We start from the raw sequence: 22,832 nt of genomic DNA, 5'->3' as shown, positions 1-22,832 counted from the left end.
GCCCGTTTATTCCTCTGCCACCGATTGGTACTGATACACAGGCTGATACAGCGCATAAGCAAACTGATCACAGGCCTGTTTCAGCAATGCCGTGGCATCCTGTTCCTGTAAAATAAACTGCCAGTCACGATGCTGACTGGTGGCTTCGTTATCCTCCACCGAAAATGTCGTCAGAAAACGGGCGGAATCTGCATACCACTCCTTCAGCAGATCGGCAAAGCTGAGCAGCGTGACATGACCGGCTTCATCAGTTCCCCACTCAAGCTGTTTGCCTTTTTCCGCCGGTTGCAATAACAGTGCAGCAGGCAACACCAGAGGTTGCGTCTGCGCATAGGCATAGGCCTGCAGCCATTGCTGTAAATAATTGCGTGCCTGACCGGCAGTCAGCCCGGTACTGATGATGGTGACGTCACTGAACAGTGCAATCCGTTTTAAACGACTGGCTTCTGTATCCTCCAGCCTTGTAAAACTCAGCCACAATAAATACTCCAGCCAGACACGGGCACGGCGTTTTGCCCGTGCAGATGAGGCCTCCACACTGACCCAGTCCGAACCGGCCTGTACCGGTACGCTAATGTTCATGACCATTTCCGGCTGAATACGCCACTGGCGCTGTGTGGTCGGTGTGGTTGCTGCAGCATATTTTGCCAGCCGCTGCCTGAGATTCTCCTGCTCGGCCACACCAATTTGCCAGGCACTGTGCTGCACTTTGCCAACCGGCAGCTGGTCCTGTAACAAAGCGGCACGATCATCGGCATCAGCTGCACTGCCGGCATCCTGCTGCTGTAAAAAATCCCGGATGACATAACGCCGCAGTCCGTCCAGCATCAGTGGTTCATCCTGCTCCGGTACATCTTCAGCTTTCAGGTTTTCCACCCCGAGCGTGCTTAAATATAAACGGGCCGGAAAGGTTACATCCTGAATCCATTGTCCTGCATCCACCACAATCAGACTCTGCTGTGGCTGCGGATAGTCAGTATTAACCCAGCCTGCCGTGCTGAATGGTGCATTGGCCTGATGCATCTGCAACGCATGAATCTGCTGAGCCACGGCAAACCACTGGTCCTGGTAACGCAGTGCTTCTGCAGCCTCAAAGCCAACGGGGTCAAAAGGCTGCAACGGATGAACATGATATAGCTGCCGAATCTGCTCCGGTACTTCAATGCCATCCACTGAAATCATCTGCTGTGATGACACAGCTGAAGGCAATCGGACCATCAATGCGATATGACTGATAAATTCCTGCAACACGCTGGACGGTTCACGTACCTCGCCATCATTGACATCAAATCCATTATAAAACAGCCACAGATGATTCCGCGCCAGCAACAGCGCATCCAGGAAGGCGCCCTGATCATCCTCCAGCCGGGACCGGTCGCCGAGCTGTGGTTTCAACAGCTGCATTAAATCAAAAGGCAGCTGTACACTGCGATCAGGGAACTGGCCACTGTCCAGATTCAGCATGACAATCAGCTGATACGGCAAAGGGCGAAGCTGACCGATTTCACTGAAACTGATCTGCCCGGTCGGCAATACCTGATCCATCTGACTGTCCAGCGCATGCTGAATTTCCTGCAGCAAATAAGGCAAAGGCAACATGATATTTTCAAACGCTGCATGCTGCTGCTCATCATAAAAACTGGCCAGCGTCAGCATTCTTCGCTGTTTTTCAATAATGTCACGGACCGTTTTTAAAGATTCAACTCCGACCTGTTCAAATTCGCTGATGTCCTGTATCAAACATTTCAGCCACTGTTCAACACGAATACGCTGTCCCTGTTCATGCAGTATCATCCAGTCTCTGCGTTCACTGAAATCCTGATAAATACGCATCAGTACTGCAATCAGTTCAAAATCGCCGGGTAATACGTCTGCATAACTGAGCGTTTCCTCAAACAGCGTATGTTCAGGAATGGCAATCCCCAGCGCCAGCCGGTCCAGTGCAAATTTCAGACTGAAACGGTAGTCCGCATCGCCCTTACTCAGCGTCTGTGCTAAATGTTCAGCATCCAGACCACGTTTAAAGCCGGCCTGGCTCAGTAAGGCAAGGATCCGCTCCGTGCCCTGTATCTCCAGCCGGTAATAACGCTGGGTGGCATGCAGATTCAGCCAGTCTGCGAAATCCTCAATACTGAAACGGCCCTGCACCAATTGTATACGGCCCAGTACCGCCCGCCAGGCATGCTGGACATCCAGCTGGGCAACACCGGCAATTTTTACCGGCAAAAATACGCCATCAGCATCCGGCAGATGCGGAAACACACTGCGTATCAGCGGTTCAATCTGTTTTAAATTCGGCACCTGAATCAGAATATCGCCCGGACGGCGTAGCTGTGCTGCGGTTCCCTGCGACAACCAGTGAATCAGCTGTTCCCTGAGCACTTCCAGCTGGCGCAAGGTGGAATGACAGACATGAATCTGAATGGAATCATCCTGCGGTTTCAACAGACAGCCATGCGGCTCCGGTTCTGCCAGATACAGAATATCCGACTGAAGCCTGCCCAGTAAACCATCCGGAAACTCATCAACAAAGGCATCCACCCATTGCCCTTCCTCACCGGACGACAGACTGGACAACAGGGAAAAATGGTCCCGTGCCTGCTTACCGAAACGGGTCAGCAGTGGATGACGTGATTCCCGTATTTCAGCATTGAAATTTAAAGTAAATTCATCAAAAAACCGGGCAATTTCTGCATCTGTTGCATGCGGGTTTTTCTGAATGAATCGCTCTTTCACCCTCAGATCGTATTGTTTTTTCCAGTGAGGATCGACACTGTCTGCCCAGTATTCCTGAGACGGGTTGTAATGCAGAATAAAAACATCGAGATATTGCCCCAGACGGCGCAAAAAATGCAACTGCGCAGGCGGCAAATCCAGCAGGGTAAAGACCATCAGCTGCGACGGTAGTTTTTTTAACGCAGCCTCACGCTGCTCAGTATCATCCATGATCTGCCAGAAATCGCTGTCAATGCGCTGCATCTGGCTGAAATCCTCATGAAATGTATGCTGCCACAACCAGCGCTGCCATTGCTCCAGTTCCACAATCTGGCTGAACCTGAACGCTGAAGTTTCGGCACCACTCTGATAAAACAGACGCTCAAGATCCAGTGCCTGATCCTGCCCCCAGGCCTGTAGCCAGTTACTGCCTGAACCATCGCTGTCATGCACAGACAGATTGGCGCCACGATACAGCATATAATGACTGAATAATCGGGAGACCTGCTCGGACAGCCAATACAGCATGCCCTGTTTTTTCAGTTGCTTTTCAGGACCATTTTCCAGCCGGGCAGCACTGTCATAAATCCGCAGAATAATCGCATACAACGGATGGGCTGTATCCAGCGCAATTTCATCTGTTGCAATAAACGCTTGCAGCGTGTGATAAATTCGCCATTTCATCATCAGACGCGGGACATTGGCCTTGCGGACCTGATCCTTATTTTCAAGCACCTGTTGATAGGCATACCACTGAAAACCACGAATCCGCTGATGAAACTGCGTGTTGGCACTGATCCCACGCTGTTCGGCCAGTTCCCGGGTCAGCCATTCCTGTACTGCCGGGGTGGGAACAATAAAATGCTGTGCCTGCAGTACTGCAAACGGATGCGCTGAGGGCTGAGGGCTGCTTTGCAGCACCCCCTGCACCAGCACATCAATCCGCTGGCTCTGAATCACATGAATCCCCATAAACCCTCAATCTGGCAGCCTGATCCGACACAAAAGCATAAACATTATTCACTATACATTTTAATTCCACTATGTCACTTTTAAAGTATAGTTCACGTGCAGACTTTGACACATCAGCTCAATAAATGCCTGAATAAACATATGATAAAGAACTTGAACACAGGTACATTTTATGAAAATTGACAAAATTCCGGATTCAATCGACCCAAATCTGAATCTGGAACAAATCCGCAGCGAATGCCTGGAACTCGTAAAAAAACGTTCATACGTTTCCGCCGGTGCTGCGGTAATTCCCATTCCTTTTTTTGATGTGGTGATTGACGTTGGAATGCTGTCCTTCCTGATCCCGGAAATTAATGCCCGTTTTGGACTGGAACCGGATCAGATCAGTGTCTATGACCCGGAAACCAGGAAAATCCACTGGACCGAACTGCGCAAACGCGGCTTTGAATTCTCAGGACTGGTCATTGCGCGTACTGCGGTGAAATCATCCCTGAATAATGTTGCAGCCAAAGTCATTACCAAACAGGTCACCAAATTCATTCCACTGGGTGGCTCCATTGTAGCTGCCAGCCTGGGCTATATTGTCATGAAAAAAGTGGCTGAGGCACATGTGGAAGACTGTTATCAGCTGGCAAAAGGCATTCAGCAGAAACAGCAGGCCCAGGTCATCAACTGATCTGCTGTATGACGATCAGGGCCTCACCCTTCAGCATACTGTCAATAGCATAGGACCAATAGTCGCACCATTGACCGCACAACACCGGCATCAGGACAGATTATTCTGCCCTGAGCTGTTTCAGAATGGCCCTCAGTATTTCTATGCGGGCGGTATATTTATCATTGCTTGCAATCACATGCCAGGGCGCATAAAACGTGTGTGTGCGTTGCAGCATATCCGCAGCAGCATTTAAATAATCATCCCATCTGTCACGGTTACGCCAGTCATCCGGAGTAATTTTAAAGCGCTTATGCGGAGTTTCTTCACGGGCCTTAAAGCGCTGTTCCTGCTCATCCTTACTGATAGCCAGCCAGAATTTAATAATGATGGTCTGATTATCCGCCAGATCTTTCTCGAAACGGTTAATTTCGTCATAGGCACGTTTCCATTCCACATCGGTGGCAAACCCTTCAATCCGTTCCACCAGCACCCGCCCATACCAGCTGCGGTCAAAGATGGAAATCTTTTCATCTTCCAGCAGTTTCATCCAGAAACGCCATAAATAAGGACGGGCCAGTTCATATTTTTCAGGCGCAGCAATGGTATAAATGCCGTATTCACGCGGATCGAGCTTTTTCACAATGCGTTTGATGGCACCGCCTTTACCCGCAGCATCCATGCCTTCAAAGGTAATCAGAACCTTACGTCCACTCAGACGCATGGCTTCGGCCACCTTCACGGTTAATTTTTTCAACTCGGCTTTGTAGTCGTCTTTCTGCATAATCTGCTCAGCCGGATGTATCAGTTCAGCCGGAATGTCTGCCTGTGCCCATTTTGTTCTGAGCTTCACCGGGTGATTCGGCAAATGCTTTAAGTTTTTCAGGATATACTGCGCAAATTGCTGATCACGGACCTCTTCGTCTTCACAGTCAATGATCTGCCAGTCATCGGTAAAACGCTGTCGCAGTTTCTGCACATTGTCATATTGTTTTTTATTACGCCAGTCCAGACCGTGCAGTTTATGCCAGCGCTGGTCAGCGGCATCCATTTTATCCAGTCGTTTCTGCAATGATTTCCAGGACAAATCAAACCAGACTTTAATCACATCGACCCGGTTACTTTTCAGGTCCTGTTCAAAACTCTGCATTTGCTCGACATAAGCATCGAACAGCGTATCATCAAAAGGTTCCGAGACATGCAGTGCAGTGGACAGCAAATCACTGTACCAATTACCAAACATCACGATCATCTGACCTTCGGCCGGCATAAACCGGGTATAGGGCTGCCAGAAGGTTTCATCATTGCGGATTAAATGCGGTGGATCCGCCTTGACCCGCAGATAACGTGGATCAACCCATTCGCGTAATTGCTTGACTGACTCGCCCTTGCCTGCCAGTTCTATGCCACTGACCAGTACCACAAGACTTTTGGCATTTTTTTGCCCCCGGGTACTCTTTAGTGCATACTGGGCTTCAATTAAATCCAGCGATAATTGATCCGGATCCATCAGTTCAAATGTTGTTTGCTGTTCAGACATATGTTCACTCAAAATATTATGCTGGTTTTCATCCATTTTATCGGGCCGACGCATCACACCAGAGCAGTGACAAAATCGCCATCCGCCCGCCCGGCCCCATTCCCATCCATGCCTGACCGACCATAAAATGCCCTCTTTCACACCATAGAATATCCACAGGTTTGGGTCAACTGACTTATTTGCAGACATCTTCTGCATATTCGTCATGGTGGTTAAGCCTGACTATGGTTATGCTGCTGGTCTGTATTCCAATTGAGTTCCGCCATGTCCAGACTCACAGCACTTGACCAGTTACTGGAACAGTATCAACAGCTTCAATATCACCAGGATCCGGCCCTCAGATTGCGCCTGGGTCAGGCCCAGCAGTGGCTCAAAAACCGTATTCAGGACACGCATCAGACGCTGTTCAACCAGCCGGAAAATCAGTTAATGGCGCAATATTTCCTGCAGCGTTTATATGGCGGGTCGGAATTTGATGCACTGGCCCTTCAGATCGAACGCTTACTGAAATATGCGCATAAGGCTGAAAAAATGATCCCGGAAAATGCCATCCGAACCGGTTTAAAATCTGTCGGACTTGCGGTACTGGCCATGCAACTGGATGAACAGGTGACCATTCAGCTGCTCCGGGATTATCCTCTGGATCAGCCCATTGACGATGAAATGATGCGCCTGACCCTAATCCGCCTGGACCAGCAGCAGGCACGCCTACAGCAGCTTGAACTACTGGATGAGCTGGGCAGCAGCCTGGATAAATATATGAATTCCTTTATGATGCATACTGCATTCAGAATGTGTAAGGGCGTGGCCATGAAATATCATTTTGAACTGATGTATGATTTCATCGGTGAAGGTTTTGTGGCAATGAAACCCATGAAATCCGCTGCGGACTTTATTCAGCAATTTACAGAAAAAGAGCGGTTGATCGTGGACAATGTTCACTCAGACAAACCCAAGCCATTTAAAATATGATAAGGTTTCAGTCAATCTGAAATCCACAGCATGCCCTATTTTCTGTATATTATTCATATCAATTGCAGGATAACGTCTGTAAAAACCGACAGAATCTGTCATCATGCACACGCGGTATGATTCCCTATTTTTGTGTTCAGGAGCGACTCGAATGTCCAGTGAAACCCCAAAGCCGACCCCACAGACTGAATCAACACAAAAGATCGACCGCAGTCCATTCCTGACTGACCCTCTGCCTCAGGGTACGCCCCAGGGGCAACAGCAATCCCTGCAGCAAAGTTCAACACAGCACAGTCCGGCAGACAGCCCTGCTTCCGGCACGGTACCCAGGTATAATCTGCCACGCGGCGCCAGCAGCGGCAATGTCGGAGAAACCACCCATTTCGGCTACCAGACCATAAAAAGTGAAGAAAAAGCACAGAAAGTGGCCGAGGTTTTTCATTCGGTCGCCAGCAAATATGACATTATGAATGACCTGATGTCGTTTGGTATTCACCGTTTATGGAAACGCTTTGCCATTCACATGTCCGGTGTACGCCGTGGTCAGCACGTACTGGACATTGCCGGCGGAACCGGCGACCTGGCCAAAGTATTCAGTCGGGAAGTCGGCCCGACAGGTCATGTGGTGCTGTCGGATATTAACGAATCCATGCTTAATGTCGGACGTGACCGTTTAATTGATGCCGGCTGCAGCAATGTCGATTTTGTACTGGCCAATGCCGAAACACTGGAACCTTTTGCAGACAACAGTTTTGACCTGCTGACCATCAGCTTTGGATTGCGCAATGTGACAGATAAGGATGCTGCACTGGCGGCCATGTACCGTGTTCTGAAGCCGGGGGGCCGCCTGCTGATCCTGGAGTTCTCCAAACCGGTGTTTGAGCCCTTTGCAAAACTATATGATCTGTATTCTTTCACCGCCCTGCCGCTGATGGGGAAACTGGTGGCAAATGATGCAGAAAGTTATAAATATCTGGCAGAATCCATCCGTATGCACCCGGATCAACGGACCTTAAAAGGCATGATGGAACAGGCCGGTTTTCAGAACTGTGATTATCACAATCTGACCGGTGGTGTCGTGGCCGTTCACCGCGGTTTCAAACTTTAAGGTTACCGCTTATGTGGTCAATTCTTGCACTGGGTGCAGCTGAACGATTCATCAACCGGCTGATTGACCTGGATGCAGTCAGCCGGATACAGTTCAATCAGTTACAGGGCAAAATGCTGCGCGTGGTCATGGACAGCCCACAGCTGTCTGTCGACAGTTTCGTGGATGAAAATAAAATACGACTGGAAGCCACCGCGACCGGACACAGTGAAGTACCGTCCATTTTTGAACAACGGCCTTTTGACCGACAGAACCATATGACCGAAGCCACGGCAACCCTGCATGTCAAAAATGCCGTGGAGCTGATCAGACTGATGCTGACGGACAGTGACAAAATCGGCAATATTCCCCTGCAGGGCGATTATCATCTGCTCTGGGACATTCAGCGGATTATCCAGCAGGCTGAGCCGGACCTGGCCACCCACTTAAGCCAATGGATCGGGCCGAGCCTGGCGCATGAAATCGGCAAGCTGCAACTGATTCCCCGACATCTGCGGCGCTCGCTGCAAAGTCATCTGTTCTTTGCCGAAGACTTCATTAAAGAAGACAGTGGACTGTTTGCGTCCCGCTGGCAAATGCAGGATCTCCAGCAGACCACCCGTCAGCTGAATCAGGAACTGGATCGTCTTGAAGCCAGGGTTCAACAGCTGCAGACACAAACCACCACCCCACTTCGCCCCAGTAAAACCAGGGAATAAGCACTATGATTCCGCACCTTCCACGTTTACTCGAACTCTGGCGTATTGCTGCGCATTACAGGCTCGACACGTTATTTGCTGCGGAAGAGCTGCCCGAAAAAGCACGGCATGTCCTGGCAATCATCCGACTGCATCCTGCCGCCTGGTCCAGCCGGGAACGTAAAAACCCACTGAAGCTGAAACAGGCGCTGGAAGATATGGGGCCGTTGGCGATTAAGCTGGGACAGCTGCTTTCAACACGCCGGGACCTGATTTCACCTGACATTCTGACCCAGCTGGTGTTATTGCAGGACCGGGTCAAACCCTTTGCCTCAGACCTTGCCAGGACACGCATCCAACAGGCATTAAAGGCCGATATTGACACGCTGTTTGCCCGTTTTGATGAGCAGCCCCTGGCGGCCGCATCGGTTGCACAGGTGCATACTGCTGCTTTGCATGATGGTCGTGAAGTGGTGGTCAAAGTCACCCGACCGGACATCCGCAATCAGATTTTACAGGATTTCGAGATTCTGCAATGGCTTGGCAACCTGCTGGAAAAACGCCTGGAAGCCGCCCGTGCCCTGCACTTATCGGAAATCATTCAGGATTATCGACAGGTTATTCTGAACGAACTGGATTTATCACTCGAAGCCGATAATACCCGTCGTATGCGGCATTATTTCACCGGCTCCACCATGATGTATGTGCCTAAAGTCTATATGGACAGTCAGGATGTCATGGTCGCTGAGCGAATTATCGGTGTTCCGGTTTCCGATACAGCAACTTTTGACCGACTGGGTATGGACCGGGCCGATCTGGCTGAAAAAGGCCTGACCATATTTTTTACCCAGGTGTTCCGGGATAATTTTTTCCATGCGGATATGCACCCCGGTAACGTCTTTGTCGAAACCCTGAATCCGGTTCAGCCACGCTTTATTGCATTGGATTGCGCCATTATGGGCGAGCTGTCCAGGCATGATCAGATGACCGTTGCACGTATGTTGCTGGCCGTCATGAACAGTGACTTTATGCAACTGATTCAGATTGTGCATCAGGCCGGATGGATTCCCCCCGGCACTGACCAGGATGCACTGGCCCGTGAAATGCGCCGGACTGTGGGACCAATGGTTTCCAGACCTATGCATGAACTGGATTTTGCCGGCATTCTGATTCAGGTCATGGATATCGCCCGCCGCTTCCATCTGGAAATTCCGCCACAACTGATGCTGTTACTGAAAACCCTGGTACACGTCGAAGGTCTGGGGACTGATCTTTATCCTCAACTGGACATATGGAAACTGGCAAAACCCATTCTGACTGAATGGGTCAAGGCTCAGATGAACCCTCAGAAAAACCTGAAGGAACTGGGGCAGAAAATTCCGGATTTACTGCTTGGCTCACAGGACCTGCCGACTCTGATGATTGATAGTCTGAACGGTTTAAAAAATCAGTCTGCCTGGCATTCGAAACAATTAAACGAATTACAGAATCTGCGCTTACAGATGGAACATCAGCAGAAACGCAGCTGGATTTTTGGCAGTCTCATGGCAATCTGTCTTTGCATTGCCATCATGAGTCCGTGGTACATTTCCATTCTGCTTATTTTACTGGCAGCGCTGCTGGCGATCTGGCGGATTACAAAATAAGCACATCACCTTAACATCATAAAATATGACTTCCATTGCATCCCAACCCCACTTTGCCATCATTGGTGCAGGAACAGCAGGTTTGGCAACGGCAATTCTATTGGCCCGCCAGAATATTTCAGTCACTCTTTTTGAAAAAATTCCCCAGCTGCAACCCATTGGTGCAGGACTGTTACTGCAACCCACTGGCCTGGCGGTTTTTGAGCATCTGGGAGTACTGGATGAGGCCTTAAAACTGGGAACAATCGTGACCGGTCTGGAGGGGCAGCTGCCCGGTGGACACTTACTGGTGAATAGTCATTATCAGCAGGCAGATCCGAATTTTTATGGTCTGGGGATTCATCGGGCCAGCTTATGCCATGTACTGCAGGCGAAATGCAATGAATATTCCGGGCTGATTCACTGGCAAATGCACAGCGACGTTCAGCAACTGCAGGAACACAGCCACGGTGTACAGGTCACAGGACGGGTCAATAGCTTGACATTTGAGGCCAGTTTTGATGCCGTTCTGATCGCCAATGGTGCAAAAAGCACACTGCGCCCCCGGTCGTGGGTCAAAGTTGATCAGCCTTATCCGTGGGGAGCAGTATGGAGCATTGTTCCCGAATGTCGGATCTTTGATCCCCACATCCTGCATCAGTTTTATGATCGTTCCAATATCATGATGGGAATCTTACCCACAGGCCGTATCCCCACACAGCCGGATCAGCAACTGTCCAGTGTTTTCTGGAGTTTACCGACCCGGCAACTGAATGATTTTTTAACGGACCCACAGGCAAAACATAAATGGCTGGCGGAGGTTGCCTGCCGCTGGAAACCTGCCGCAGACTGGCTGGAACAAGTGTTCACGCCTGATCAGCAACAACCGCCCCAATGGCTTTCAGCCAATTATCGCGATGTGGTCATGTCCAGATTCGGTGAAAACCGTATCGGTGTGCTGGGCGATGCAGCACATGCCATGAGCCCGCAACTGGGACAAGGGGCAAATATGGCGTTGCTGGATGCCTGGGCACTGGGACAGGCGGTGCAATCAGCCCGAAAAAATGAACAGATTGACTGGAATGGGTTATGGCAGAATTATCATCAGCACCGCCAGTCACCCACTGCTTTCTATCAGTTTCTCAGTCGTTTACTGACGCCGCTTTATCAGTCAGATTTATGGTGGGCAGGCAGACTCAGGGACCTGAGTTTTGCATGGATGTATCGTATGCCCTGGCTTTGCAAGCAAATGGCCATCACCATTGCCGGTCTGAAATCCGGTCCGTTCAGCCAGATCAGTTATACAGATATTGCCCGTCAGCCAGCTGAATTCAATGAAGTAAAAATTGACTGAAAATTATTCACACAAAAACCTGACTATCCCCTAAACTATCTGACTGCGATCATAAATCGCAATTCCGCAGTTAATATTGAACGAACTATTTCTGGTAAAATCCTCATGAACAATGTGCAATGGCTCAATGACGTAAAATTTAACGAACAGGGTTTAATCCCGGCCATTGCCCAGCATCATCAGACCGGACGTATTCTCATGGTGGCGTGGATGAACCGTGAATCACTGGCGCTGACTGCTGAAAAGAAGCAGGCGGTGTACTGGTCCCGTTCACGCAATCGGTTATGGCACAAGGGTGAGGAATCCGGCCACTTTCAGACCGTGTACGAAATCCAGCTGGATTGCGATGCCGATGTCATTATCCTGCAGATTGAGCAGCACGGCGGAATTGCCTGCCATACCGGCCGCGAATCCTGTTTCTACCGTAAGCTCACTGCGGACGGCTGGGAAATTGTCGATGCACCCTTAAAGGATCCAACCCAGATTTATGGCGAAAAATCGTCACATTCACACAGTGCAGCGCTGGACACCTCCACAATTCAGTCTGAACAGATCGATGTGCTGGCTGCTCTGGGGCAGATGATGGCAGAGCGTAAGTCGGCTGATCCGGATTCGTCCTATGTGGCACAGCTTTATCACAAAGGTCTGAATAAAATCCTGGAAAAAATTGGGGAAGAAGGTATTGAAACCATTATTGCCGCCAAGGATTTTAAAATTGAAAGCAATGAAGAAAATAAAAATGACCTGATCCACGAAATTGCCGATCTGTGGTTCCACAGCATTGTCATGCTCGGTTATTTTGGATTGGATACACAGCCGGTCCTGAATGAATTGGCCCGTCGTCAGGGCTTATCAGGACTGACTGAAAAGGCCAGCCGCAGTCACTGAACAGATATCGGCTGTCCATAAAAAACCCGCTGTCCGGCTCCAGGAGCAGATCACATGCGGGTTTTTTCAGTATAGCCACATGCAAATTAAGGGCTACATTTCTTTAAATCCGATATCCAGAGCCTCACAGATGGAAATATTCTGTTGACTTACAATATTCCAGACTTTCCTTTTCAGTACAGACCATGCCTGTTCAATCGGATTCAAATCAGGGCTATATGCCGGAAGGTAGGCGATTCGTACATTATACGTTTCAGCAAGCTGTTCTATTTCCCGGCCTTTATGAATGGATGCATTGTCCAGGATCAAAAGATACCCTGACCCGGATAAATTCCGAAATAAATAATCAAGCCATCCTATAAATAGCTTCCTGTCACATGAACCCTGAAAAACCAGCGGTGACAGAAAACTGCAGGGAGCACTCGATCTGACCGCACTGATCATACTCATTCTTTTTCCATGACCGCCTGACTTTAAATCCTGACAGCGTTTCCCCTTAAATTGACCTCCTCCCCAAAGTAGCTACAACCTAAACTGTAGACATGGCCTGTTGGTGATTCCTTACAAATTCGCTGGGGGTCATATAACCGAGTGAGCTATGGGGTCTTTCCCGGTTATAATCCTCACGCCACGCTTCAATCTTATTTCTCGCATCGTCCATGGATAAAAACCAGTGTGTGTTTAAACACTCATCCCGTAGCTTACCATTAAATGATTCTATATAGGCATTATCTGTCGGGGTTCCCGGTCGGGAAAAGTCCAGGATAACACCTTGCTCATACGCCCATTTGTCCAATGCCCTGGAAATGAATTCACTGCCGTTGTCCGTTCGTATTTTTGCCGGCAGCCGGCCATGTAACAGCCTGAGCTCCTCCATAGCCATGACCACATGTTCCCCCTTAATCGAAGCAGCAATATGAATCATAAGACATTCCCGACTAAAATTATCGACTACAGTCAAGGCCCTGAAACGCTGACCATTGAAGAGGTTGTCAGCGACGAAATCCATGCTCCAGCACTGATTGATATCAAAGACCGGATCACGCTGCATCCGGTGTTGCCCGCTGACATGACGGCGGGGACGTTTACGCCGCAAATGCAGCCCTTCCTGACAATAGATACGATAGGTTTTTTTATGGTTAATGAGCCAGCCTTCCCTACGCAGCAGGACATGAATACGTTCGTATCCGTACCGGACCCGCGTTTCCGCAATTTCCCTGATCCGTTGTGTAATCACACGATCATCCTTACAGGATCGGTAGTGGTAAACCGATGTGCTTTGTTCAATCAGATTACAGCTGCGTCTCAGACTGATACGGTAAGCATCAGGCAAGTGATTGACCAACTGACGTTTCTGGGCCGGCTTTAAAACTTTTTTCGCAGGACATCCTGCAGCATTTCCTTATCCAGGCTCAAATCAGCCACCAGTCGCTTCAACCTCTGGTTTTCCTCCTCAAGCTGCCGCAATCTCCTCAGCTCACTGACTCCCAGACCGCCAAATTTCTTCTTCCAGTTATAAAAAGTCGCTTCTGATATGCCCATCTTACGGCAAACCTCAGCGACCAGGACGCCACTTTCAGATTGCTTCAGTGCAAACGCGATTTGCTCTTCAGTAAATTTGCTTCTCTTCATCTTTGCATGCCTCTTAACATGAGTTAAATATACGGCATATCTCCAATTTTAAGTGAGCCTGTTTTCAGGGGGGAGGTCAATCTGATAGATCACTTTTCATAGTAAAACTCTAAATTTTAAATCATCAATACAACAAACTTTGATTATTTAATAAATCCTGCAATAGCAATTGTTCACTTTGGTTAGTCAATACCAAGCTGTCCACATGAGATCCTTTAGAGGTTTGCTTAATACTGATAGTATTGGTCTTCAAGCTATTATCATAGTTTATTTGAACAAACTGATTGACATTTGAGGAAGATAATACTTCATCAATCAAAGATGAAATATCGATCTTATCTTCAGACACATCAAAATCTGTCCAATAGTCCAATTCGACATTCCCCGAACTCAACTTAGTCAATTCCACAACATCAGCACCATCACCCAGACTAAATATTTCACTTAAATCTGCCTGGCTGACTACCGTATCTATTTGATGATGTTCACCCAACACCACATTATTATCAGTATAATCCTCAGCATTCAGTGGACGTTGTAAACCAAATGCACCATAAATCTGGCTTGATGTAATTTGACCACCAGTTTCGAAAATAAAACTTTCAACCTCAAATGCTCCACCCAAGAAAAAATTTTTAATCGTCACTTTATTGGTGTTACTACCATTAACTTTCAGAATTAAATCATCTTCTGATTTGGTTAGATAGTTACCTATTTGACCAAAAGTAATGCCATTTTTGAAGAGAACCTTATCATTACCAAGTTGCTCGGTAATCGTTAAAGCCCCTATTGTATAATCATATGTCGTATTACCCGGAACATTTGACGTTCCTGGTTCAATTGGTATTTCAGGCTCAGATGTGGTTGGTATCGTTAAACCAAATGCACCAAATATTTGCTCCGCTGATAACTGACCACCTGTATCAAAATGGAAGGTTTCTACCAAATATTGTCCACCTAAGAAGAAGTTTTTAACCGTCACTTTATTGGTATTACTACCATCAACTTTAAGAATTAAATCATCTCCCGATTTATTTAGATATGATCCAACCTGGCTAAATGTGATTCCATTCTTAAATACAACTTTATCATTCCCCGACTGTTCTGTAATAATAAGAACACCTGTAGTGTAATTATAAATTGAATCACCGATTGGGTCATCAGAACCTGTTTCCGGTTCAGTTGGTGGCGTTGTGGTTGGAATCGTTAAACCAAACGCTCCAAAGATTTGCTCTGCTGTGAGCTCACCACCAGTTTCAAAATCAATAGTTTCAATTAAGTTATCTCCTGCAAGGAAATAACTCTTCAGTGTAATTTGATTACTATTACTACCATTGACTTTTAGAATCAGATCGTTACCTGCTTTCATTAGACCAGAACCTACCTGATTAAAAGTGATCCCGTTCCCAAAGCGTAAAATATCTATACCACCTGCATCCTGAAGAGTGTCTTTACCACCAATATAGAAGAAAATATTGTCTTCCGTCCCGCCAATCAATGAGTCATTGCCTAAAGTATCGTAGATAGCTCCAGCAATTGGGGTATTTGCTGAAGGTTGTATATTGATATTTACACCAACACCTGTACCAATGCCGTATAAATCCGTCGCCCATAGATAGAAATTTAATTGCCCAATATCAACATCATCCTGAGGACTAGCGGTGATAGATAATGTTTGAGGATCAAAGGTTATCCAATCCGGAATATCTTGATATTCACCATTTGAATCTTTTGTTTGTAGCGTAAGCTTGAAGCTAAGCTGATCATCCTGATCAGGATCACTGATCATATTATCCTCAAAAGTATATTGTAAAACTTCATCGATTTTTACATTTAACGTTGATGGATAATATTGGATAACAGGAGCTTGGTTGTTTTCAGCTCTGGTCACTAAAGCATCAACATTTGTTGTTGTCCAGATTTCTCCTGAATCAAAGATAATTTTATCAAACTTATAACTTATCTGATTGCTTTCATTATCGTAATAGTCATTCAGTGCATAGTCGAATAACCAAATTTTATCTGTATTATTTTTAAACCCTAATAACACACTATTACCAAACTGTTTCCCATACATCTGTGATGCATCATGACCTTCTATTCTTAAAACATTAGTCGCAGAGCTAATGTCCTTAAAATTAAATGTATCAATACCTCCTCCAATTGTATAAATATAAGTATCATTGCCAGCAAGACCATCAATAAAATTATCTTGCTCATTACCCCTGATCACATTGTCTAACTCGTTACCAAAACCAGTCTTTGCTTGTCCTTTCAATATTAGATTTTCAACATTTGAATGCAGAACATGGTATAGCAAAATGCATTTTTTGAGCTACAATGGGTAAAGTCCTTTAAATTGCTTATCCATATGCCAAAGATATATTCAGAAGATTTACGCCGGAAAGTCATGGAATTCTACCGAAAGAGTGGTCATAAATCGAATACCTGCACAACTTTCAATATCGCCCGGACAACACTGGATGACTGGATTCTGCTTGAACAGCAGACAGGACAGCTGGCTCAGCCTAAACTTGTCAATGTCGGCAGACCTTCAACCATTAAGGATCTGGCTTCTTTCAAAGTATTTGTTGAAAATACAAAGTTCTCACAGGCAAAAGACCTGGTTCCACTTTTTAAAAACCAGTTCGGATATGCAGTTTCCTATGATGTCATACTGGCAACACTTCATAAGCTGGGATGGACGCATAAAAAAAGAGTTTCCTCTACAGGCAGGCCTGTCAAATAAGCAGAACTGTATTTCAGTGGATTCTTCCTCAGTGGGAACAGGAATATGGCAGGGAAAATATTCTGTATATCGATGAATCAGGAATCAATACAACTGACACAGCAGAATATGGATGGTCCATTAAAGGAAAACGCTGTCAGGATTTAAAGTCAGGCGGTCATGGAAAAAGAATGAGCATGATCAGTGCCGTGAGATCGAATGCACCCTACAGTTTTCTGTCACCCCTGGTTTTTCAGGGTTCATGTGACAGACATTTATTTACAGGGTGGCTTGATTATTTATTTCGGAATTTACCCGGGTCAGGGTATCTTTTGATCCTGGACAATGCATCCATTCATAAAGGCCGGGAAATAGAACAGCTTGCTGAAACGTATAATGTACGGATCGCCTATCTTCCGGCATATAGCCCTGATTTAAATCCGATTGAACAGGCATGGTCTGTACTGAAAAGGAAAGTCAGAAATATTGTGAGTCAGCAGAATATTTCCATCTGTGAGGCTCTGGATATCGGATTTAAAGAAATGTAGCTCTTAATTTGCATGTGGCTATAGTTACCTGTATCGTACCAATTGCCACTACTATCCTGAGAATAAAATCTATGGTCATCCCATTGTTCTACTGTATCTATACCGCCACTATCACCAAATACATAACCAACTGGATTAAGTAATCCTTCTACAATTTGATCACCACGAATTAAAGTAGTACTCTCATCTGGATTTGTTATTAGCCTATCGTACTGATCAACCACATAATAATCATCGCCAGCACCACCACTCATAATGTCAGCACCGCCTTTTCCATCAAGGTAATTATTACCATCATTACCATAAAGCCCATTATTATTAGCATCACCAATAGCACTAAAATTTCCAGTACCTTTTAAACGGATTTCCTCAAGGTTAGTTCCTTCAAGATCGAAATTATCCGCTATAAAAATAGCATCATATCCCTCATCTAGATTTTCGATAATAGTATCAAATTCATCAACATCATATGAATCATCACCCAATCCACCAATTAGGGTATCTGCTCCTTCATCACCCTGAAGCCAGTCTCTACCGTCTCCACCAATAATGAGATCATCGCCTAATCCACCAAATAGGGTGTCATCTCCATTTCCGCCTTGGATTTCATCATTACCAGCTAAACCAAAAATGAAATCATCACCAAGCCCACCTTGAATATAATCTATTGCATTTCCACCACGAAGTTGATCGTCGCCATCACCACCATCAATGAAATTTTGAGCTACTTCATTTCCATAAACAATATCATCACCTCCATGAGCGTTAATGATATTAGTTCGATCATTTAAAACGCCAATAATAGTTTCACTACTATTATTACCTTCAAAGGTATGAATAGCCACTAAGAATCTAGATACACGCCAGCTTCATTTCATAAAACGTCTCGAAGTCCTTTGGCGACCGCTGGTCGTTAGCACCATGGCGACGTTTCACGTTGTAGAACATCTCAATATACTCAAATATATCTGATCTAGCTTCAGCACGCGTTGAATATATTTTCCGTTTAACTCTTTCTCGTTTCAGTAATTGGAAAAAGCTCTCTGCCACAGCATTATCGTGACAGTTGCCGCGACGGCTCATGCTGCTTTCCAAACCATGTTGCTTCAGAAAGGCTTGCCATTCATGACTGGTATATTGGCTACCTTGGTCAGAGTGAACCAATACTTTATTTGTTGGCGATCTACGCCAAACTGCCATCAATAAAGCATCAAGAACTAGCTCTTTAGTGATCATTGGTTTCATAGACCAGCCAACGACTAACCTTGAGAAAAGGTCAATCACAACAGCTAAATACAGCCAGCCTTCATGAGTACGGATATAAGTGATATCTGTTGCCCATGCTTGATTTGGCTGTGCAGGATTAAACTGCCGATCTAATGTATTGGCTTGAACAATAGGTTGATAGCCCTTTGAATATCCTGGTTTTCGATAGCCACGTTGGGATTTCAAGCCTTCCTGTCGCATCAGTCGATGTACACGATTAACTCCACAAGGCTCACCAATATCACGCAAGTCACAGAAAATCTTGCGATAGCCATATACACCGCCTGACTCTAACCAAAACTGTTTAATCAGGCCTGACAGTTGTTTGCTACGTTTGGCTGTAGCACTCAAAGGTTGTTTCAACCATGCATAATAGCCACTGGGATGAACCTCCAGTACCGAGCACATTCTATAAATTGACCAGACCTGCTGGTGATCCTTGATAAAGGCGTACCTCATTTTGACTGGCTGGCGAAGTACGCCGCGGCCTTTTTTAAGATATCACGCTCTTCTGTAACTCGTTGCAGCTCTTTCTTTAATCGAGCCAACTCTTTGGTTTGATCTTCAAGAGCAGTAGCTTGGGGTGTTTTAGGAAAGTATTTCTTAACCCAAGCATAAACACTATGGGTCGTTGTGCCTAATCTTCCCGCAACCTCTGCAACACTGTAGCCTTTCTCAATGACTTGCTGCGCTGCTGCAATCTTGAACTCTTCGGTAAATCGTTTGCCACTCATAAAAACACCTCTTAATTAGCTATTTTATCTAACTATTCGGTATCGACAAACTTAGTGGCTATTCAGTAACCCTGGACATAAGGTCACTATTTTGCCATATAGTCTGATCTGAAAATTGAATCAATAAAGCTGAATTTTGAGAGTTATGAACATAATTTTTTAGAATAATTTTATCAGCAACTCCGTACTGAATAATTAAATCATTACCCTCAAAGGTAATTTTAGAAATATCTGAAGGGTTTATATCTTGAAAGTTCAGAATATTTTGCTCTGTTGAAAAATCTGGCTCATAGATTTCATCTATACCATCTCCTGATTGTAGAACATAGTTATCCTGACCATTTCCACCATACAATCTGTCATTACCTTTTCCACCAATTAATGTATCGCTACCATCAAAAGCATAGATTTGATTATCTGCATTGGTACCAGTTAATACATCAGTACCTCTCCATCCATTAATATACAGCTCATTAGAAAAACTGCTAAGATTTTGAAGTGGCATTTCCAATATGGAACTCAAAGAAATAACTTGATCACTGAATCTAAAAGAAATATTTTTAGTTGATGTTGAGTCTAATGCCCCTAGCAAAGTTACTTCATCAGTCCCAAACTGAATCACTAAATTATGATTTAGTTGATAAAATACTACTTCATCTATAGAAATTTCAGCAAATGCAACTTTATCAGTACCTGAAGACGTATTTTCATAGTTAATGATATCTTTTCCAGTACCTTTAGATAAAATGTAGGTATTATTGCCGTCACCACCATTTAAGAAATCATTTCCTTTACCTGAAACAATAACATCATCCCCATTTCCAACATTAACAGTGAGCCCCGTTTCTGTGCCAATAACAACAATATCATCCCCATTTCCAGCATTAAAAATACTATTCGGAGATTCCGTAATCATGGTGTAATCATTATCATTGGTTCCATTATTACTTTGTACATCCATGTCACTAAAAATTTGGTCAATCACTATTTTCAGGGTAGGATCATCTGAGAGTTCATCTCTCCACTGTTGAAGTAATACAAAGCCATTTTCCCACCCAGCAATATCTAAAAATTTACCATTTATTTTTAATAAGTCTTTTAGATCCTCAAGAGCGGTCAGCGGGGACTGTAGTATTTTTTGAGAGAGTAATTGTTCCAGATTAGAAAAATCGAAATACATTTCATCTTTTTCCAATCCTAAATACATATCAATAGAATCCAGATAAGATTTTAGTATAGTTTGATTCAGCAAATCAAAATATATTGATTCCTTCATAAGATCATATACTTGATTAACGTTTGATATCTGATCAGTACTATATTGATTGAGTTGTGTTGTCGGTTCTTTTCCTAATAACGCATCAACAAATCTAATCTTAGCTGTAAGTGTAGCATCTGCGATTTCAGATGGTGGCGGTGGCATAGTTAAATAGGCAGGAATTGGATCCCCTCTACGAACATAAATTACATTATCAGAATCTGATGACGAAACCCAGGTAACATGGCTTAAGCGAAAGATCTCAATCGAATCACTAGAATAAGAAGGGTCTGATTTTGCCCAAGCCATAATCAACTCATCAAGCAATTCTTTTTGCTGGAATCTTGTTGTAGCTGTTGCATATTGTGATAATAGTTCTTTGAACTCTGTAGATTGCATTGCAGCTTGATGCAAATCTTGTAATCGCCCATATCCTTTTAATTGTGGTAGAGCTGCAACATCCTCTGTAACGGTGGTTTGATTAATATACTTACTGTAAAAATCATTCTTTTCAAAATTGACATCAGCCATTTTTCCAATAGATCCATCTATCTTCGTATATGAACCTGTTTCAGCAATATACCCACCATCTACTTGTTGATTGTCAATGCTGCTGATCCCTGTATTTAAACTTTCAATACCGACTTCATTCAAAGTGAAAAGTTCAGTTGTTTGACTAACTCCATCACCATTGGTATCTTTCCATACCTTCAATTCATTAAAATTTGCATCATTATTATCAACTTTACCATCGCCATTACTATCGAGATCTGATAAAGCTGAAAATCCATTTTGTGCATTTGTACCATTAGCCAGTTTTGTACTATCGCCAAATAGTTCAGCACCTGAATTGATTATGCCATCATTATTTATGTCTCTGACCAAAAGACCATCTTCAGGCGAAACCCATCCCGTAGCGGTTTTGAGACCGTCATTATCACCATCAAATACAGCCCCTTGAAATTTATTTATAGTAACTGTTCCAATAATTCCATCACCATTTAAATCAAGAATTAAAGGATCATAGTACTCAATTCGGTAATCTCTTGAAGGAGGTTGTCCATTATTTGAATTAGGTGAGTTTGGATCAGGAAATAGAGGATCCAACCATTGAGGATTGTCTTGTATTTTATCAATGGCTTTGTCCAACAAGCGGCCAACGCCGTATGCAACCAAAGCACCACCCAGTACTGCCAATGATAAAGGTGCAAACCCAACTGCTACTGCTACTGTAGCTCCTCCCACCAGGCTTGAAGCCGCAGCTACTCCTATAGATTGTGAAGCATCTGCATAATTACCAGAGTTGATATGATGTCCAACTTCTAATGCGGTAGCAAGATTACCTACTTTTATTGCTTTTGGCAGACTATTCGGCCCAGCATTAGGTTGATCAATTTGTACCCCTGCGGCAGTGATAGCACCTCTTGCAGCATCCACTCCAGATGCAATAGCCCCAAGTGCATTAGAATTAGGTTCGTGATTATTTGACATGTTTAATTAACTCACTATAAATTATTAAAAGCACAGTTAAAACAATAAAACCAATACAAAACATATACATGATAAAAAAAACAACATATATATTACCTTGACTCATCCAAAGATATTTCGACGAATCCAACGGTGGAAGTAAAACAAAAGCGATCCAACTAACTAGATACATAACACCCAAGAAACACATTTCTTTTTTTAAAATACTCTTTGTGAGTTTTGATCCATTAGATTTTTCTCTAATTTCTATCATACGTTTCCAAACAAAACCTGGTAACCCATTTAAAAGGTATTTTATTATCATATAAATATTAGCCAAGAAGGTTGTTATTAATATCATGTCAAACAATATCTTATGCTTAGTACTCAACAAATCTAATCTACTACTTGGAAGAATACCAAAGTAATTTTCAATTGGTAGACTAATTGCAATTAATGTAAATAAAAAAATAAAGATAAAAAAGAAGTACTTTTGTCCAAATGGCGACAACTCTTTTAAAATCTCCCCCCAAAGTTCAGTTTTATTCATACTACGCAGTATCTCTTGTTTTAATAATTGACAATTTGAAGTCGAAAAATACTTATGACGACAGCATTTAAACTTCGATAACTCAAGGCATATAGCCAAATTATTGACTTACACATAAGTTTTGTAACTGTATTGTT

The 22,832-nt window shown here is 44.7% G+C and carries 17 protein-coding genes and 1 pseudogene; 9 read left to right on the top strand and 9 right to left on the bottom strand.

Annotation, left to right across the window (positions count from 1 at the left end; genetic code table 11):
• Positions 1–6 precede the first annotated feature (6 nt).
• Complete coding sequence (locus ACT6PV_RS01615; protein WP_445114769.1) at positions 7–3,687, bottom strand: exodeoxyribonuclease V subunit gamma; 3,681 nt, start codon at positions 3,685–3,687, stop codon at positions 7–9.
• Between the two features lie 172 nt (positions 3,688–3,859).
• Here ACT6PV_RS01615 and ACT6PV_RS01610 point away from each other — a divergent pair, with 172 nt between their 5' ends.
• On the top strand, positions 3,860–4,366 hold the full coding sequence (locus ACT6PV_RS01610; RefSeq protein WP_445114768.1) for a hypothetical protein: 507 nt from the start codon (positions 3,860–3,862) through the stop codon (positions 4,364–4,366).
• A gap of 100 nt (positions 4,367–4,466) precedes the next feature.
• Here ACT6PV_RS01610 and pap read toward each other — a convergent pair whose 3' ends face one another.
• Positions 4,467–5,885, bottom strand: a complete 1,419-nt coding sequence (gene pap / locus ACT6PV_RS01605; RefSeq protein WP_445114767.1) for a polyphosphate:AMP phosphotransferase — start codon at positions 5,883–5,885, stop codon at positions 4,467–4,469.
• Positions 5,886–6,149: 264 nt separating this feature from the next.
• On the opposite strand from pap, the gene ACT6PV_RS01600 reads away from it, so the two are divergent.
• From ACT6PV_RS01600 to hisIE, 6 genes are all read left to right on the top strand, one after another.
• Entirely contained in the window at positions 6,150–6,857 is a 708-nt protein-coding gene (locus ACT6PV_RS01600; protein ID WP_445114766.1) for an FFLEELY motif protein, read from the top strand.
• A 151-nt stretch (positions 6,858–7,008) separates the two neighbouring features.
• Complete coding sequence (gene ubiE, locus ACT6PV_RS01595; RefSeq protein ID WP_445114765.1) at positions 7,009–7,965, top strand: bifunctional demethylmenaquinone methyltransferase/2-methoxy-6-polyprenyl-1,4-benzoquinol methylase UbiE; 957 nt, start codon at positions 7,009–7,011, stop codon at positions 7,963–7,965.
• A gap of 11 nt (positions 7,966–7,976) precedes the next feature.
• Positions 7,977–8,663 (top strand): ubiquinone biosynthesis accessory factor UbiJ, encoded by a 687-nt coding sequence (locus tag ACT6PV_RS01590; RefSeq protein WP_445114764.1) that lies wholly within the window; start codon positions 7,977–7,979, stop codon positions 8,661–8,663.
• 5 nt (positions 8,664–8,668) lie between these two features.
• Positions 8,669–10,288: an ABC1 kinase family protein gene (locus ACT6PV_RS01585; RefSeq protein WP_445114763.1), complete on the top strand. Its 1,620-nt coding sequence runs from the start codon at positions 8,669–8,671 to the stop codon at positions 10,286–10,288.
• Between the two features lie 25 nt (positions 10,289–10,313).
• Positions 10,314–11,621 carry an FAD-dependent oxidoreductase gene (locus ACT6PV_RS01580; protein ID WP_445114762.1) on the top strand — a complete coding sequence of 436 codons (1,308 nt, stop codon included), beginning with the start codon at positions 10,314–10,316 and terminating at the stop codon, positions 11,619–11,621.
• A 105-nt stretch (positions 11,622–11,726) separates the two neighbouring features.
• Complete coding sequence (gene hisIE / locus ACT6PV_RS01575; protein ID WP_445114761.1) at positions 11,727–12,509, top strand: bifunctional phosphoribosyl-AMP cyclohydrolase/phosphoribosyl-ATP diphosphatase HisIE; 783 nt, start codon at positions 11,727–11,729, stop codon at positions 12,507–12,509.
• A 93-nt stretch (positions 12,510–12,602) separates the two neighbouring features.
• On the opposite strand, the pseudogene ACT6PV_RS01570 reads toward hisIE, so the two are convergent.
• From ACT6PV_RS01570 to ACT6PV_RS01560, 3 genes and pseudogenes are all read right to left on the bottom strand, one after another.
• Positions 12,603–13,001, bottom strand: a pseudogene (locus ACT6PV_RS01570) (transposase); the annotation flags it as partial.
• 37 nt (positions 13,002–13,038) lie between these two features.
• Positions 13,039–14,141 (bottom strand): IS3 family transposase gene (locus tag ACT6PV_RS01565; RefSeq protein ID WP_445114760.1). Its coding sequence is split into 2 segments (ribosomal slippage): positions 13,039–13,880 and positions 13,880–14,141, totalling 1,104 coding nucleotides; the frame shifts between segments, so codons are not numbered across the junction.
• Between the two features lie 124 nt (positions 14,142–14,265).
• Entirely contained in the window at positions 14,266–16,419 is a 2,154-nt protein-coding gene (locus ACT6PV_RS01560) for a calcium-binding protein (RefSeq protein WP_445114759.1), read from the bottom strand.
• Positions 16,420–16,512: 93 nt separating this feature from the next.
• Between ACT6PV_RS01560 and ACT6PV_RS01555 the strand changes: the two genes are divergently transcribed.
• Complete coding sequence (locus ACT6PV_RS01555; RefSeq protein ID WP_445114758.1) at positions 16,513–16,890, top strand: helix-turn-helix domain-containing protein; 378 nt, start codon at positions 16,513–16,515, stop codon at positions 16,888–16,890.
• Positions 16,887–17,417 carry an IS630 family transposase gene (locus ACT6PV_RS01550; protein ID WP_445116990.1) on the top strand — a complete coding sequence of 177 codons (531 nt, stop codon included), beginning with the start codon at positions 16,887–16,889 and terminating at the stop codon, positions 17,415–17,417. Before ACT6PV_RS01555 ends, ACT6PV_RS01550 begins: the two co-directional genes overlap by 4 nt.
• Here the strand turns inward: ACT6PV_RS01550 and ACT6PV_RS01545 are convergent.
• The 4 genes from ACT6PV_RS01545 to ACT6PV_RS01530 all read right to left on the bottom strand — a co-directional run bounded on the left by ACT6PV_RS01545 (position 17,363) and on the right by ACT6PV_RS01530 (position 22,695).
• On the bottom strand, positions 17,363–18,262 hold the full coding sequence (locus ACT6PV_RS01545; RefSeq protein WP_445114757.1) for a calcium-binding protein: 900 nt from the start codon (positions 18,260–18,262) through the stop codon (positions 17,363–17,365). The two genes, ACT6PV_RS01550 and ACT6PV_RS01545, sit on opposite strands and share 55 nt — an antisense overlap.
• Positions 18,263–18,269: 7 nt before the next feature.
• Positions 18,270–19,417 (bottom strand): IS3 family transposase gene (locus ACT6PV_RS01540; protein ID WP_445114756.1). Its coding sequence is split into 2 segments (ribosomal slippage): positions 18,270–19,171 and positions 19,171–19,417, totalling 1,149 coding nucleotides; the frame shifts between segments, so codons are not numbered across the junction.
• Between the two features lie 58 nt (positions 19,418–19,475).
• The gene (locus ACT6PV_RS01535; protein ID WP_445114755.1) at positions 19,476–22,166 is read right to left on the bottom strand and encodes a hypothetical protein; all 2,691 of its coding nucleotides are present in this window, start codon (positions 22,164–22,166) and stop codon (positions 19,476–19,478) included.
• A complete protein-coding gene (locus tag ACT6PV_RS01530; protein WP_445114754.1) occupies positions 22,156–22,695 on the bottom strand; it encodes a hypothetical protein in 540 nt (179 codons plus the stop codon). The genes ACT6PV_RS01535 and ACT6PV_RS01530 overlap by 11 nt, the downstream gene beginning before the upstream one ends.
• Positions 22,696–22,832 lie beyond the last annotated feature (137 nt).

It is taken from the genome of Acinetobacter sp. WZC-1, assembly GCF_052544965.1.
The sequence above is the reverse complement of the archived record's forward strand: the minus strand, read 5'-3'. Positions and strand labels throughout refer to the sequence as shown.